The sequence below is a fragment of the Pseudoalteromonas sp. SG43-8 genome, assembly GCF_014164245.1.
GTDB lineage: Bacteria > Pseudomonadota > Gammaproteobacteria > Enterobacterales > Alteromonadaceae > Pseudoalteromonas > Pseudoalteromonas distincta.
The window spans coordinates 225,974-241,409 of record NZ_JACJEX010000001.1 but is presented as its reverse complement, the minus strand read 5'-3'; the positions used below and the strand labels follow the sequence as shown (position 1 = coordinate 241,409).

Below are 15,436 nucleotides of genomic sequence, written 5' to 3'. Positions count from 1 at the left end.
AATACCGATTTGGTTCAGTGTAAAATCAATATTAACTTTACATTTATTATTTGGCTGCCTAAATGCAATAAAGTTCAGCACTTCAACTTAGTAAGCAACTAAGCGCAAATAAGCAAATTTTAGCTATGGTACTTTCCTGTGCCAGTAAAAACAAGAAACACCGCACTTTAAAAGCGCTTAATTAGCGTGTGCTGTAGTTTAGAGCCCTTTTTGTGTTAAACTTCGCCGCCGTGCAACTTCTCGTGTGTATTTTTGGTGTTGCCAACTCGGTTGATATAATCCAAGTAACAAGGTATTTGAACTCATGACTGCATTTTCAAATCATCAAATTGTTTTAACAGCGATTGGCGAAGACAGACCCGGTATAGTAAGTGAACTAACCCAACTGGTTAGCGATTGCCACTGCAACATTATTGACAGCCGTATTGCTATTTTAGGCTGCGAATTTACCTTCATAATGCTACTTAGCGGCGACATGTCGGCAATAAGCCGCATAGAGCACGTACTGCCCACTAAAGCCATGGAACTTGGCCTGCTAACCATGATGAAGCGTACCGCGAGTCATACTCCTGAGGAGTTTTGTGCAGGTTACACACTAGAATACACAGGCATAGACACCCCTGGTACATTGAGCAAAGTAACGCGCTTTTTTGCCGACAATAATATTAGTATTTGCTCACTTAAGTCAGACACTTATTCCCAAGAAGACAACATAAAGATGCGTTGTGAACTTGAATTCAACATACCTGTTGATGTAGATATAGATCAATTTAAAATTAGTTTTGAGAGCCTTTCTCACACACTAAACGTAGATTATATTTTTAAACGAATTCGTTAAGGATGCTAAACATGAACACAATTAGTCCATTACAAGCTGGCGATACTGCACCCGCTTTTAGCCTACAAAACCAAAACGACGAAACAGTAACATTAAGCGAGCTGTTAAAAGAGCAACAAGTGCTTGTGTACTTTTACCCTAAAGCGTCAACGCCGGGCTGTACTGTACAAGCCGAAAACCTACGCGATGAGCAAGCACAGCTTGCTAAATTTAACACCCGCGTTGTAGGTATTAGCCCAGATCCAATTAAGCGCCTTAAAAACTTTGAAACTAAAAAAGAGCTTAACTTTGATTTATTAGCCGACGAAGATCACGCCATTGCTGAAGCATTTGGTGTATGGGGCTACAAAAAATTTATGGGTAAAGAGTACGATGGTATTCACCGCTTAACGTTTTTAGTAGGCCAAGACGGTAAAATTAAACACCTATTTGATAAGTTTAAAACTAAAGATCACCATCAAGTAGTGTTAGATTATTTAGCTGCAGAATAAGTTTGTGGCAGAATAAGCAGCGGCTGAGTAAATTAGCTGCCAGCTATTAGACAAATACAGAAAAGCGTTGCTCAAGGGCAACGCTTTTTTTATGCTGGTTATTAAGTATTTTGGTTAAGTGAAAGCATGATCGAGGGATAAATAGGCAGTCGATAGTTTTGATGTATGAAGTCAAGATTTCCCCCCTTCTGGTTTTAATTTATTATGTTTAAAAACAATCAGTATTTGTCTATTTAAAATTATTAATGCACAATATTCTGACATACAAATCAGGGATGTAGCTAACTACCTTTCAGCCTTTTTATTTAAAAACGGATTTATAATCATGAGCCTTACTCAATCTTTACAGCAAGCCCTATCAAGTAAAAAAATAATACCGTTGGTTGGTGCTGGTGTTTCGATGTCAATCAAGGATAAAAATGGAAATCCAGTGTTTCCTAGCTGGAAAGACTTACTTTTAAGTGCGGCAGAAAAACTTAAAAGTGAACAATTAAATAATAAAGCAAAATTAGTAGAGGCTTTTTTAGAGGAGGAAGAGTATCAGCAAGCTGCTAAGTATGCTTATGAAGGATTGAAAAATGGCCATTGGCATAATTTTATTCAAGAAAAAATAGATATAGACCTTGATACATTAGATGATAAAAGTGCAGAACTGCCTAAAGCCATATGGAAGTTAAGTAAACAAATAATAACACTTAATTATGACCGTATCCTTTCTTGGAGCTACCCAGGAAGTTCAGCTCAAGTATCAATAATTGAAAATAGTAAAGCTGCAAATTTATCAAATATTCATAACGATTCCCAAAAGCCAATTGTCTGGCATTTACACGGTCATATTGATAATTCTGAAAAATTAATTTTAACTCCTGATAGTTACGCAAAATTATACCCAACATCAGAGCAAGCAGAGACTGAATATTTAGCAGCCCTACAAACGTTGAAGAATATAGTTTCTAATCGAAATTTACTATTTATCGGATGTAGCTTAGCAGATGCTGAATTGCTAGCAGAAATAAACAAACAAAATGATCTTTTTTCAGGTAATGGCAAAATTCATTTTGCTTTAATTAAAGAATCTAATAAATGTGAAATTGAGAAAAGACTCAAAGATACTTCAATTCAGATAGTAACCTTTGAAGATTATGGTGAACCTCTTGTTAGCAAGATTAATGAAATGGCAGCTTATATTGATACTCCTGCAGTTATCAATGAAGAAACTAAAATTGAAAATAAAACAACTGCGATAACAGCAAAAGAAACTAAAGTGGTCTTTTTATCCGCTAACCCTTTAGGTCAAAATATAGATTACCACCCTATTATTAAAGAGCTAAAAAAATTACCCTTTAGCATTGATTGCTTCACATTATCTTTAAGTCACTTACAACAACTAGATGACTATGATTATGTTTTTATTGCTAGTAAGATTGTAAAAAATCGTCTAGTTGTAGAAGATGAAGACATATCACTAGCAAAAATAGACCTTATCGATTTACAAAAAAACACCGCTCTTGGTAATAAAAAAGGTGTATTTATTTTAACCGACACCCTCATAGATAAAGAGAAATTACAAGGAATAGAGTTCCCTTTACTTGTATTACCTTTGGTTGAGACCAAGGTGCATAAAAAATTCCTCACTAACTTTATATTTCAAATATTTAATAAGCAAAATATTAAGTATGCTGAAGATATAGGTTTAATCTTAAATTATGAAAAAATTGCATTACCTGATTCGAAAAGTAAAGCTTTAAATACAAGCAAAAAATTCATTAAAAGTGAAACTAGATTACCTTCAGATATAGACAAGTGCCTCCTAAAAAGATTTATAGGTCGTAAAGAGGATTTAGTGACCTTGAGTCGTGAGGTATTAAAATTAGAAAATGACAACGGCTTTGTCAATATCATAGGCAGTGGAGGTTTAGGTAAAACAACTCTAGCAAAAGTTTTAGCTATACACTTAGCTGAACGAGGACGGTTCAATGGTGGAGTTGCGTTTGTTGATTGTGAACATCTAATAAACTTTGATCAATTTAAATCAGGTATTGCTTCACCTTTTAATTTAGAAAAGGCACAGCACTTAGAAGAGCATCTGTCTAATAATTTTGATGGTGAATCTAGGTTAATCATTTTAGACAATTTTGAAACCCTTTTAATATTAGAAGATAAAAAGCAAATATTGCAGCTTTTAAGTTTTATGTCGGAATTCGCTATAATCTTAGTGACATCACGTGAACTTCTTAATATAGCTGGTGAAATCCCTCACACATTGAGGCCAATGACTTTAGACGAAGCTTTCGAATTGTTTATTTCGAATTTAGGGAAAAGAAAGCTATCCATTAAAGAAAAAAAGTTGGTTCGCGACGAAATCATAGAAAATTTACTAGATAGAAACCCCTTAGCCATTAGTGTTATTACCTCTAATATATTTCAAAATACTAATCTTTTAGAATTAAAAAAAGAGCTTCAGTCAGATATTTTTAATGTATCTGAAGATGATTTAAGCTTATTTGATAATGCTGTAGACGTAAACATCGATAGAAAGAAGTCGCTCTACGCTTCAATATTATATTCTTATAATATGTTACTAGATAATGAAAAAGAAGCCTTAGAGAAGTTAGCACTTTTCCCTGATGGCATCAATATACAAAATTTAAAGAGAATAGGGGGTTATTCTAAAAACACAGATATAAAAACAAATATAATAAAAGAAAAAGTTTTAAAAAAATTACAAAACAAATCATTACTTGAGGAAAGCCAAAACAAAGTAAAATTACAATCGATTATTGGACGATTCGCAGAACGACAATTTATTCATAGAGAAAAAAACACGGCTTTTTTTGATTCTGTATTTCACTATAACAATACACTCACCAGAAAAATTCGAGATTTGCTGGATTCAGAAGACCAACCTAAGAGGAGTTTTGCTTTAAAACTTTTTGAAGATAATCAAATGAATATATTAAAAATAATAGATTATTTGAATGAGTGTTCGATACCTGAAAAAGATAAACTATTTTATATCAATACAAACTGTATGCTATTTAATACAATTTGCTCTTTAAATAATATTATAAACACTCTAGAAAGAAATATCACCATATTTTCAGGCACTTATTACCGAGCAGTAGGAACTGCTATTGATATATGCAAGTACTTTAATGGCGATTTTGAACGTGTTTTTCAGAGAGTTAAAAAAAACATACCAATAACTAGTTTAAAACAACTTGACAAGGATGATACTGGCGACTTAATGACATTTGAAAACACGCTTAACATTTATGCTCTGGAAGGAAATCAAGCATATATATACCACCTTATAAGTGAGGATAATTTTCCAATTACTAAGTCATCAACAGCTATAAATTTAGGAATTTTAGAACAAAAGCCACCAATAACTTTTGGTTTAACGCACTTTGAATATAAATGGTTAACGGACACCTTGGACTTAGCAGAAATTGATGAATATCTTAGTTTAATGCACGCAAAAGAACATTTAGATAAAATACAAATATCTTATGTGAGGGCTAAGCAAAAACCTTACGATAAAGAGTATATTAATTTATTGGTTGATGTTAACCCCTACACCTTTGGCCTAAAGTCCCTTATGCTTGCTTTTTGTGAATCAGACTTAGAAAAGGCTAGAAACTACTACAATCTAGGTATTAAAAATTTAGAACATATTAAGTATTACTACGTAGAAGCCATATATTGGTATGCCAAATTTTTAAAAGAGCATAATCAGCATGAATACAAAGATGTGCATTCAAAGGGATCTGATTTAGCTAAAAAATACTACTATCGTTATTTGCAATTTCTCTTTGATGAGTTAGAAATTCCGACAGGTTTAGTGTACAACCCTGAACATTATCCACTTCCTAACTCTGTATCGCTAGAACCTAGCGATGTATTGTAAGGCTCGGGAACTCCTCCCCCCCCTGATTTAACATACAAAAATTAAATAATGGCTGCTGTTGGCAGCCAATAAAGCCAAAGGGGTCACCCATTAGAAAGTTCCGTTTAAGCAAACCAAAGGGGTCAAATCTTGACTTCATACATCATAATTAATTAGCTGTTGTATTCGCCGAAACTTGAATAGGTTACTGTGTCGGATGGCGCTTCGCTTATCGACCTACGTTTTCAAATATATAATGCGGGGTTGTTGGAGGCGTGAATATGGAGGTCCGTTGGGTTTCGCTGCGCTCTGCCCAACCTTTTATCTCTTCTTGATGAGTGTTTAACTTAAATTTTTACGCAGACGAAAATGGCGTTGCCTGAGCGCTCTGCCCATGGGGTTATTTTGTCGTAGTCATGTTCAAATATGTGAATTTCGAAGTACGGTTTTAATGCTTCTTTAAGCTCGGTATAACTAAAAGCAACCATTGGGTGCTCGTCGTGCCATACGAGTGTGTTGTCTGCGGTGGTTTTTTCTATGCTGAGTTTTAATAACTGTTTACTGCCAGTGCCACTGTAGTGCCAGCCAGAGCGAAATGTGAAGAAGCTATTTTCGCTTGTTGCGGTGTGCTCTACAAATGAATCGCTGTCGATTTTGTTTTTATCAACAGTGTTAAAACAAAATATTCCACCTACGTTTAATGCATTGTATACGCTAGCAAGGCACTCTTTTAGTTTATTAATGCCGTCGCAGTAATGGATTGAATACAAAAAGCAGGTAATTAAATCCAAGTGCTCAGTTACCTTAAATTCACTCATGTTTTGCAATGAAAATTGCGCTTCTGGGCAACGCGTTTTTGCTTTATCTAGCATTGGCTGGTTTAAATCAAGCCCACTACTTTTATAACCGTTATCAATAAAGTGGCGTACATGCGGGCCGGTGCCACATGCTAAATCTAGATGGGTGTTTGCGCCATTACCAAAAATTTGGTGCAGCCTGTGAATAGAATTGCTTTGGGCTTGATAATTAATATCTGCACACATTAAGTCGTAGTAATCAGAAAGGTCGGTGTAAAGCGCGTTTGCGGACATATAAGCCTAGTGGTAAGTAGTAGAATATTTTTAAGTCGCGCATAGTAAACTAGTTATGGCTATTAGCGAAGAAGATATGAGCTTTAAAGTCGATGTAATTAAGAATTGTCGTGTGGCGCTTCGGTTATCCGAGCTAAGTACACGACCTACGTATTTAAATATTATGAAAGGTTATTAGAAAATGGTGCGGAAGTGGAGATTTGTTGGGTTTAGCTTCGCTCTACCCAACATACGTAATATAACTTTAAGCTGGTTTTAACTAATTCCTAAATACTTATGTACTTGTATTGATAGGCGCCAGTTTTTGGCAATACAGGTGTCGATTGCTAATTTTGTTGCTGATACTTTTTGGCTAATTGGCTGCAAATAAACAAGCTTAGGATTAACGCCTGTTTTAGCAAATAATTCTTCTAGCTCTTCTACGTGCTTTTGCATCGCAACGGGGTGTTTAATTTCGTTGGCACGCTTCATAGCGCTGGTAAGTACTTCATAACCGCCGCGCATATTGATTTTTGGCGATACCGTTACCCATGTTTGCTCTGGGGCGAGTATTTCAAACGTGCCGCTGGTTTCTATTTGTGTGCTAAAACCGTGTTCATGTAATAAGTTACATACTGGATTTAAATCAAACATGCATGGCTCGCCGCCAGTAATTACAACATGCTTTGCGGTATACCCACGTGATTGAAACAAAGCTAAAATTTGCTCTGCACTGGCGTTAGCCCAATGATCTGAGTCGGCTTTTTTTTCTACGGTTTCATCCAGCGATACTTTATATACATTATCAACATCCCACGTTTGCTTAGTGTCGCACCAAGAGCAACCTACTGGGCAGCCTTGCAGACGTAAAAATATTGAGGGTGTGCCAGTAAAGCTAGCTTCACCTTGAATGGTTTCAAACACTTCATTAATTTTGTACAAAAGAGATCTCACTTACTACCTAGCAGCCAAATTGCTACTATTAAAAAACCAAAAAGCGCTGTGCAAAAATTGTTATTTAAGCTGCGGCCGTGTAGTATATCGCGCCCTGATATAAACCTCTATTAAAACTAAGAGCAAAACAGATATGACGCAAAAAGTAGTTGTTATTTATTCCGGCGGTATGGACTCATTTACCGTATTAAATAAAGCCCTGCAACAAGGCCATGATGTATATGCCCTTTCATTTGACTATGGTCAGCGTCATGTAAAAGAGCTTAAAGTAGCGGCAAGTGTGTGTGAAAAATTAAACGTTCCACATAAAATTGTCGATATTTCGGCGATTAACCAACTTATTGGTGGCTCATCACTTACTGATGATATTGACGTACCTGAAGGCCATTACGAAGAAGAAAGCATGAAAAGTACGATTGTACCTAATCGTAATATGATTTTGCTCTCGCTTGCTGTTGGCTACGCGGTATCACTTAAAGCTAGCCAAGTTTATTACGGCGCTCATTCTGGGGATCATGCTATTTACCCTGATTGCCGTCCTGAATTTGTGCAAAAAATGGATGATGTGTGTCGTATTGCTAACTACGACGCGGTAGAAATTTTTAGCCCGTATTTAAATAATACTAAAATTGGTATTTTGACCGACGGTATTGAAATGGGTTTAGATTACAGCCAAACGTGGACCTGTTATAACGGCCGTGAAAAGGCCTGTGGTAAATGTGGCGCGTGCCAAGAACGCCTTGAAGCATTTGCACTAAATAACATTACAGACCCGTTAGAATACGAATAAGCCGCAATTAATTAGTAATACAATTGCTGCAAACAAAAAAAGGCTATCATCGATAGCCTTTTTTGTTTGTCAGGTTTTAAGTCAATGATATTGATTACAGCCAGCGTTTTACGCGCGCTTTGTAAGCGGTAAACTCTTCGCCAAATAATTTAGTGAGCGCACGCTCCTCGGGTATTATTTGAAAAAATGTTAAATAGGCAATAAACCCGATAATACATAAAAGCGCCCACAAGGAACTTAACCAAACACCCCACCCTGCTAAAATAAATGCAAAACCCACATACATTGGGTTACGCGAAATTTTATAAATGCCGCTCGTAATAAGTTTTGACGCTTGCTCTGGTTTATTAGGATTTACTGTGGTGTTTGCTATTTTAAAGCTCGCCACACCTGCAATACAAAAAACACACCCAATAATGACCAAACTTGCTGCTAGGTAGGTAATAAAGGCGGTGAAATCAATAACACTGTAATGCGCAATAAGCGCCATTATGCCTGCAAAAAACAGCACAACGATAACCGGTGGAATTTTATTATTTAACATGGCAACTCACTGTATTGGCTAAAGTATGTTTATTATATGGTGGCTATGCAGCCATTAAACAATATCTAAAGTGTATAAATGATGAACACGCTCAAAGCTTGGCTTAAGTGAACTATACAGATTAAGTTACAATTGTCAGCTTTATCAAAAGCGCTTAAAGGTTATACTTTAACCATAAACGAATAATAAAATGATAAGGAATGAGGTTATGTCTGGAACTACGATGATTGTACTTATTGTGCTAATTTCGGTTGGCTCAGGAGTAGTTTACGATATGTATAAAAAGCATCTTGAGTTTAAGCATAAAATGCAAAACAACAACAGCGATGCCCATAAACAATTAGCTGAAACAAACGCACAAGTGCTTGCATTAAAAGAGCGTGTACAAACACTTGAGGCTATTGTTACTGATTCAAGCTTTAACGTTAAAGATGAAATTAATAAACTTTAAGTTGTTATAAGTAATTTGGATATAAATGCGCATTTTCTGGCTGCTCAATGCCGTGAGCAGCTAAAAACCCACCAATAGCTTGCCCGCAGCCCTGTGGTGCTCGCCCACTGTCTATCTCAAAATTTAACTGATTAGCATGTTGCTTACCCATAGAGCAAAGCCCTACGGTACTTGGCGAACGCATAGCGATACTTAGGTTACCTATTTGTTCAACCACAACGTGCTTACTAAAGCGGGCAAAACCTTTGTATTTAAACTGCTCGTTTACGTAGTCATTACTTGTGGCCACCAATGCCGCAATTAAGCCATGTAAAAAACTATTAGCGGATGAGTCTGCTGTTAAAAACGCAATTGTTTTTTTGTTAAACTCGCTAAGCTGGCAATCCTCACACAACAGTTCAACAGTATATAAATGTTGCTCGGCTACTTGCTGCTGACTTTTAAGCTCAATACTTTTTCCTGCAAATACAATACGTTTAAGCACTTCATCAACGTTACCTGTAACCGCTTCGCTTTTAACAAGTTCAGGGTTTTGCGCCATTACAGGTAAGTCGTGGTGATTGTTAAATGGCGTGCTTGTTGCGCCGCTTTGCATTAACTGAAAAAGTTCTCTTACTTCATGTTCTCGCGCTACTTTTAACGCTAAAAATGCGGTTTGAATAAGCTCTGAGGTAGGTAAGTTTTCCTCTACTATCCAACGTCTGCCAAATAATAGTTTTTTAGCTTTGGCTTCATTAGTAGATGCGCTTTTTTGGTAGTTATCAGGGCTCAGCACTGCTACTTGCAGGTAAATTTCTTCACCTTTTTGTGCAGCAAGCACCCTAAAGTGAGCCGAAAACTCAATACTCTCAAGTACTTCGTTTACGCTTTGAAGCGTGTGCTTGTAACGTAAAAAATGCTGTGGCACCACCCAATTACTATTAGCCAATTGCACAAGGGGTGCATAAGAAATAGGTTGCTCGTAACTGTGTTGCCATTTTTGCTCATTGCTAAGCAAATGATTAATGTGACTCTTGTTATCTGACATAAATAAACCAAATAAACTCGCGTTGTGCGATATAAACTATGAACACATTACGTCGTCAATGTCGTAATTAGATCACATGTACGCCCTACTTTTGGGCTTTTTTAACTATCGGTGAGTTCTTGATAGTCTGTTATAACTTTTTGATAGTATGGCTTATCTTTATTGAGCATTTTATTATAATGATTTATGAGTTGCCGTTGATACATAACGTGCTCTGTACTAGCAAAGTCCCACATTTTTTTGCCGGTATGGCTAATCTCAATATTGGTACTAAAGCTCACTTCAATCACTTCATAAAAACGTTTGTTGTCGTAAACTATTTGCTCACTTATAAGCCCTAAACCAAGTTGTTTTAAACCTACTCGCAACTTATAAGTGTGATGCACGGGGCATAAAATAAACCGAACATTATTTAAATGCTCCACTGCGTTATTAGCAATAATTTGTTGTACTAAACTTAACAACAGCTCACCGCCAACACCTGCTATTACAACTACTTGGCTTTTACTTTGAGCAATTTCTATTTTGCCTACATCCTGACATAAGACCTGCCACTGCGGGTTTTTATCACAGGTTTTTTGTAATTTATTAATAGATGATAATTGCGCTTCTAAATCGTTCATTAAAGTGGCGACTATATCTACAAAAATAACGTGGTTTGCAGCTGCGCGTTTTAATAGCGCCATGCCTAAATAACCATGGTCGCAGCAACAATCCCAAATAATATCGTGATGCTGCGAAATTAATTTATCAATGGCAGTTAGGCGTTTACTGAGCTTCATTTAAGCAGGTATTTGTGACGTTTTATAGACAAGCGCTTTTAAACTTTTGTCGCTGTCTACTTCAATAAAACGCTCGGTGGGGGCTAGGCGCTCAACAAATTCAATTGCGCCTTGGGTGTTCTCGTTTATTAACGCTTTAAATGCATCTTCGCTAAGCTCTGGGCTATTCGCACACAATAGTAATTGTGTGGTATCGCAAAGTAGCTCTGGCAACCTGCGCAGCACTTTTTGATAGTCTTTAGTTAATATAAAGCTGCCTTTTTGAAAGCTTGGCGGATCAACTATTATTAAATCAAACGGGGCTGCTTTTTTTAGTTTTCCAAACGATTTTAAAATATCGTGAGGTAAAAAACTGACGCCGCGCTCAAAACCATTTAGCTGATGGTTTTGCTTGCCGACTTTAAGCACGCCTTTGCTCATATCCATGTTCATCACATGATCTGCCCCGCCTTGCATGGCGGCAAGCGAAAACCCACATGTATACGAAAACAAATTAAGCACTTTGCCATGCTTGCTGTTAGCCATTACAAATTCACGGCCGCTGCGCATATCGGGAAATATTCCGGTATTTTGGCGGCTTTGTAAATCAACCAAAAAGCGAATGCCGTTTTCAGTTACAACATGCGGGTTAGGTAATTGCCCATAAACCACGGTGTTTTGGCTTTGTACGCCAGCACGTTGCTGGTACACAAGTGACGTAATAAGCTCAGGCTGATTTTTTTGTGCCCACTGCCACACAACATTGGTGAGCTCGCTTAGTGTTTGCTCATCAATTTCATCGTACGAAACCAAAAATAAACTTGGCGGGTAAAAGTCTAAATTAATATGGCTTAATGCTTCGACGCTGTGGCCTCGGCCATGAAAAACACGACACAGTTCATTTTTTAAAATTGGCGCGTTTTCAAGCGCAGTAATAAGAGGTGTAAAGTTTGCTGTCATTTTTAATTAATCAACTGTTGTTGTAGTTCATGTATTTCATCGCGAACAGAGCCCGCTTTTTCAAATTCTAGGTCGCTTGCGTATGCATGCATTTTGGTTTCAAGCTGCTTAATTTGCACGGCAATTTCTTTCGCACTAAGTACCTTTTTAGACTCTTTACGAATAAGTTTAAGGTTGTCTTTAGGAGCCGCTTCTTCGCCTACATCCATTACATCAAGTATTTTTTTAGCCAGAGCATGAGGCTCTATACCGTGCTCAACGTTGTATGCATGCTGAATTTCGCGCCTGCGTGCTGTTTCGTCCATGGCTTTTGCCATTGATTTTGTAATTCTGTCGCCATATAAAATAGCGCGGCCATCTAAGTGACGCGCAGCACGGCCAATGGTTTGTATCAGCGAGCGAGCTGAGCGTAAAAAGCCCTCTTTGTCAGCATCAAGTATGGCAACAAGTGCCACTTCTGGCATATCAAGGCCTTCTCGCAGTAAGTTAATACCCACTAACACATCAAATACGCCAGCTCGTAAGTCACGAATTATTTCTACGCGCTCAACGGTATCAATGTCTGAATGTAAGTAACGTACTTTAACATTATGCTCGCTTAGGTAGTCAGTTAAATCCTCAGACATACGTTTAGTAAGTGTAGTTACCAGTACGCGTTCGCCCTTCTCCACACTTTTGTATATTTCTGAGAGTAAATCATCAACCTGATCGCCCACAGGACGTACTTCTATAAGTGGGTCGAGCAGCCCTGTTGGGCGAATTACTTGCTCTGCTACTTCGCCTGCGCTGCGTTCTAACTCAAAGTCGCCAGGCGTTGCCGATACATAAATAGTTTGTGGTGCTATGGCTTCAAATTCTTCAAAACGCAATGGCCTATTATCCATTGCGGAGGGCATTCTAAAACCATACTCAACAAGGTTTTCTTTGCGGCTTCTGTCGCCTTTATACATTGCGCCAATTTGCGATACGGTTACATGCGATTCATCAATAATCATTAATGCGTCATCAGGTAGGTAATCAAGCAATGTTGGCGGCGGATCGCCTGGCGTACGACCCGATAAATAACGGCTGTAGTTTTCTATACCCGAGCAATAACCTAGCTCGGTCATCATTTCTATATCGTATTGCGTTCGCTGTGCTACACGTTGCTCTTCTACTAACTTGTTTGCACTGAGTAACTGGGCGCGTCGCTCTTTTAGTTCTTCTTTTATTTTTTCGATAGCGCCAAGTATTTTTTCACGCGGGGTAACATAGTGCGTTTTAGGATAAATAGTAGCGCGCACTATGTGCTTTTCAATTGCACCGGTAAGCGGGTCAAAAATACTTAAGCGTTCTATTTCATCATCAAACATTTCTACACGTACAGCAAAAGTGTCTGACTCAGCTGGGAATATATCAACTACTTCGCCACGTACACGGTATGTACCTCGGCTAAAATCTATATCATTGCGGGTATATTGTATTTCAGCAAGGCGGCGTAGCATGTCGCGTTGATCGACTTTTTCGCCCACTTTTAAAAGTAGCATCATTTTCATGTACGATTTAGGGTCACCCAAACCATAAATAGCCGATACCGATGCCACAATAATGGTGTCGCGACGCTCAAGCAATGCTTTGGTCGCACTTAAACGCATTTGCTCTATGTGCTCGTTTATCGAAGCATCTTTTTCAATAAATGTGTCGCTAGATACAACATAGGCTTCTGGCTGGTAGTAATCGTAATACGATACAAAGTATTCAACCGCGTTTTTAGGAAAAAACTCTTTCATCTCGCCGTATAGCTGCGCAGCCAATGTTTTATTGTGCGCCATTATTATTGTTGGACGATTTAAATCGCTAATAATATTGGCCATAGTAAAGGTTTTACCTGTACCGGTGGCACCTAATAACGTTTGGTGTGCAAGCCCCGCTTCTAACCCTTCGCATAGCTGTTTAATGGCGGTAGGCTGATCGCCTGCTGGTTTGAAATGTGATTTTAACTGAAAATGGTCGCTCAATTATTGCACTCCTGTAACGATTCGCCGCTCAGCGCTTCTAGTTTTTTCATAAACCATTTATATGCCACTATTGCTGTAAATAAATTACCTATGGCAGCGCCTATAAATAACCCTAATAATCCGGCTATTTCGTTGCCGATATAAGCAAATGGTACATAAAATATGAATAAACGAATAACGCTTAGTACCAATGCGTTCATTGGTTTGTGTAAAGCATTAAACGATGAGTTTGATAATATGATCACCCCTTGTAAGCCATAGCTTAGTGGGATGGTATAAATAAAGAGCTTAATTACATCTATTACGGCTTGTTCTTTACCAAATAATTGGCTTATAACACCTGAAAATGCAATTAGTAATACGTAAATGGCAAATTGCCATACCATCACAAATTTTAGTGTGCCGGTATACGCTTCTTTAACACGGCATAATTTGCCAGCCCCAAAGTTTTGACTCACAAATGGCGGTAAAGTCATCGATAACGCAAGCACTAAAATACTTGCAATAGATTCTATCCGGCTTCCTACTCCAAATGCGGCCACGGCTTCTGGCCCATGATGCGCTACTAAGGCGGTCATTACAGCCATTGCAACGGGTGTAAGCATGTTTGCACCTGCAGCAGGTAAACCAATTTTTAATATTTTACGAATAGCGCCAGTTACAGTTTGCTTGCCCGCTTTGAGACTCAACAAACGTTTTTTAACCGCTAATATATATAAAATAATAACCACAGCGACCGACCATGCAACAACACTTGCTATGGCAGCGCCTTGAATTCCTAACGCGGGTACCGGCCCAAAGCCAAATATTAGTATTGGGTCAAGTACGGCGTTTATCAGCCCGGCCCCGCCCATTACTATACTTGGCGTTTTGGTATCACCGCTGGCACGCAGTACCGAATTACCAATCATTGGAGTTATTAAAAATACGCTACCGATAAACCATACATTCATGTATTCGTGTATTAACGGCAATACTTGTGCGCCCGCTCCTAGCAAAGTAAATATGGGGTCAATCAGTAAATATCCAACAGATGACAACACAATAACCAAAACCACACCAACCATTAAAGAAATACTGGCATCAAAACGTGCTTCATCAATTTTATTACTGCCGAGCGCTTTCGCTATTACTGCTGATGTACCGATCCCCAGCCCTATTGCTAAGCTGATAACGGTAAAAGTAACTGGAAATGTAAAGCTCACGGCAGCTAATGGTTCGGTGCCAAGTAAACTTATAAAAAAGGTGTCTACAATATTGAACATCATTAGTGTGATCATGCCGAATATCATCGGTATGGTCATCGTCTTTAATGTAGGCAAGATAGGATCGTTTAGTAAATCTGGGCGAGTCTGAGATTTTGAAATTGCGCGCATGAAATAAATAGGCCTCTTTTTACTGAACGAATCATTTTAAAGCATCAAGGCAGTTCAAGCCACGGATTTATCACTACAATTGATGTAATTACGGAAGTAAATATTCTAAAAAATAGTAAAACTTGGTTTTTACATCTTTTTGTTAAAATAGAGCCTAAACACGCCAAAAAACAATTAAAACACATTTTTATAACTTTTATTACAAACACCCTGTGTTATCTGATGCTTTTTTACACAAAGCAACTACTTGGTTTATCGTTACGAAAAAATTCATTCATGGAGTTACAT

The 15,436-nt window shown here is 37.8% G+C and carries 13 protein-coding genes; 5 read left to right on the top strand and 8 right to left on the bottom strand.

Annotation, left to right across the window (positions count from 1 at the left end; translation table 11 throughout):
* Nucleotides 1–304: 304 nt before the first annotated feature.
* The 3 genes from H5122_RS01170 to H5122_RS01160 all read left to right on the top strand — a co-directional run bounded on the left by H5122_RS01170 (nt 305) and on the right by H5122_RS01160 (nt 5,239).
* Nucleotides 305–838 carry a glycine cleavage system protein R gene (locus tag H5122_RS01170; protein ID WP_149591933.1) on the top strand — a complete coding sequence of 178 codons (534 nt, stop codon included), beginning with the start codon at nt 305–307 and terminating at the stop codon, nt 836–838.
* An 11-nt stretch (nt 839–849) separates the two neighbouring features.
* The gene (bcp, locus tag H5122_RS01165; RefSeq protein ID WP_002963124.1) at nt 850–1,329 is read left to right on the top strand and encodes a thioredoxin-dependent thiol peroxidase; all 480 of its coding nucleotides are present in this window, start codon (nt 850–852) and stop codon (nt 1,327–1,329) included.
* A gap of 325 nt (nt 1,330–1,654) precedes the next feature.
* Entirely contained in the window at nt 1,655–5,239 is a 3,585-nt protein-coding gene (locus tag H5122_RS01160; protein WP_182682118.1) for an SIR2 family protein, read from the top strand.
* A 326-nt stretch (nt 5,240–5,565) separates the two neighbouring features.
* Here H5122_RS01160 and H5122_RS01155 read toward each other — a convergent pair whose 3' ends face one another.
* Nucleotides 5,566–6,309 (bottom strand): class I SAM-dependent methyltransferase, encoded by a 744-nt coding sequence (locus tag H5122_RS01155; RefSeq protein WP_182682117.1) that lies wholly within the window; start codon nt 6,307–6,309, stop codon nt 5,566–5,568.
* Between the two features lie 255 nt (nt 6,310–6,564).
* Entirely contained in the window at nt 6,565–7,230 is a 666-nt protein-coding gene (queE, locus tag H5122_RS01150; RefSeq protein WP_024591014.1) for a 7-carboxy-7-deazaguanine synthase QueE, read from the bottom strand.
* A gap of 145 nt (nt 7,231–7,375) precedes the next feature.
* Between queE and queC the strand changes: the two genes are divergently transcribed.
* Entirely contained in the window at nt 7,376–8,032 is a 657-nt protein-coding gene (gene queC / locus H5122_RS01145) for a 7-cyano-7-deazaguanine synthase QueC (protein ID WP_002960416.1), read from the top strand.
* A 94-nt stretch (nt 8,033–8,126) separates the two neighbouring features.
* Here queC and H5122_RS01140 read toward each other — a convergent pair whose 3' ends face one another.
* A complete protein-coding gene (locus H5122_RS01140) occupies nt 8,127–8,576 on the bottom strand; it encodes an isoprenylcysteine carboxylmethyltransferase family protein (protein WP_007378935.1) in 450 nt (149 codons plus the stop codon).
* A gap of 208 nt (nt 8,577–8,784) precedes the next feature.
* Here H5122_RS01140 and H5122_RS01135 point away from each other — a divergent pair, with 208 nt between their 5' ends.
* On the top strand, nt 8,785–9,027 hold the full coding sequence (locus H5122_RS01135; protein WP_010553668.1) for a hypothetical protein: 243 nt from the start codon (nt 8,785–8,787) through the stop codon (nt 9,025–9,027).
* A 4-nt stretch (nt 9,028–9,031) separates the two neighbouring features.
* On the opposite strand, the gene H5122_RS01130 is transcribed toward H5122_RS01135, so the two are convergent.
* The 5 genes from H5122_RS01130 to H5122_RS01110 all read right to left on the bottom strand — a co-directional run bounded on the left by H5122_RS01130 (nt 9,032) and on the right by H5122_RS01110 (nt 15,148).
* The gene (locus H5122_RS01130; RefSeq protein WP_182682116.1) at nt 9,032–10,054 is read right to left on the bottom strand and encodes a hypothetical protein; all 1,023 of its coding nucleotides are present in this window, start codon (nt 10,052–10,054) and stop codon (nt 9,032–9,034) included.
* Nucleotides 10,055–10,155: 101 nt separating this feature from the next.
* Nucleotides 10,156–10,836 (bottom strand): tRNA (adenine(22)-N(1))-methyltransferase TrmK, encoded by a 681-nt coding sequence (locus tag H5122_RS01125; RefSeq protein WP_182682115.1) that lies wholly within the window; start codon nt 10,834–10,836, stop codon nt 10,156–10,158.
* Nucleotides 10,837–11,775, bottom strand: a complete 939-nt coding sequence (locus H5122_RS01120) for a class I SAM-dependent methyltransferase (RefSeq protein WP_182682114.1) — start codon at nt 11,773–11,775, stop codon at nt 10,837–10,839.
* Between the two features lie 2 nt (nt 11,776–11,777).
* The gene (gene uvrB, locus H5122_RS01115; RefSeq protein WP_154903414.1) at nt 11,778–13,772 is read right to left on the bottom strand and encodes an excinuclease ABC subunit UvrB; all 1,995 of its coding nucleotides are present in this window, start codon (nt 13,770–13,772) and stop codon (nt 11,778–11,780) included.
* Entirely contained in the window at nt 13,769–15,148 is a 1,380-nt protein-coding gene (locus H5122_RS01110) for an MATE family efflux transporter (protein ID WP_138489356.1), read from the bottom strand. Before H5122_RS01110 ends, uvrB begins: the two co-directional genes overlap by 4 nt.
* Nucleotides 15,149–15,436 lie beyond the last annotated feature (288 nt).

Bases quoted from the DNA above. Each gene is read 5' to 3' on its own strand.
- H5122_RS01170 (WP_149591933.1), top strand. From the start codon at position 305: ATGACTGCATTTTCAAATCATCAAATTGTTTTAACAGCGATTGGCGAA.
- bcp (WP_002963124.1), top strand. From the start codon at position 850: ATGAACACAATTAGTCCATTACAAGCTGGCGATACTGCACCCGCTTTT.
- H5122_RS01160 (WP_182682118.1), top strand. From the start codon at position 1,655: ATGAGCCTTACTCAATCTTTACAGCAAGCCCTATCAAGTAAAAAAATA.
- H5122_RS01155 (WP_182682117.1), bottom strand. From the start codon at position 6,309: ATGTCCGCAAACGCGCTTTACACCGACCTTTCTGATTACTACGACTTA.
- queC (WP_002960416.1), top strand. From the start codon at position 7,376: ATGACGCAAAAAGTAGTTGTTATTTATTCCGGCGGTATGGACTCATTT.
- H5122_RS01140 (WP_007378935.1), bottom strand. From the start codon at position 8,576: ATGTTAAATAATAAAATTCCACCGGTTATCGTTGTGCTGTTTTTTGCA.
- H5122_RS01135 (WP_010553668.1), top strand. From the start codon at position 8,785: ATGTCTGGAACTACGATGATTGTACTTATTGTGCTAATTTCGGTTGGC.
- H5122_RS01130 (WP_182682116.1), bottom strand. From the start codon at position 10,054: ATGTCAGATAACAAGAGTCACATTAATCATTTGCTTAGCAATGAGCAA.
- H5122_RS01125 (WP_182682115.1), bottom strand. From the start codon at position 10,836: ATGAAGCTCAGTAAACGCCTAACTGCCATTGATAAATTAATTTCGCAG.
- H5122_RS01120 (WP_182682114.1), bottom strand. From the start codon at position 11,775: ATGACAGCAAACTTTACACCTCTTATTACTGCGCTTGAAAACGCGCCA.
- H5122_RS01110 (WP_138489356.1), bottom strand. From the start codon at position 15,148: ATGCGCGCAATTTCAAAATCTCAGACTCGCCCAGATTTACTAAACGAT.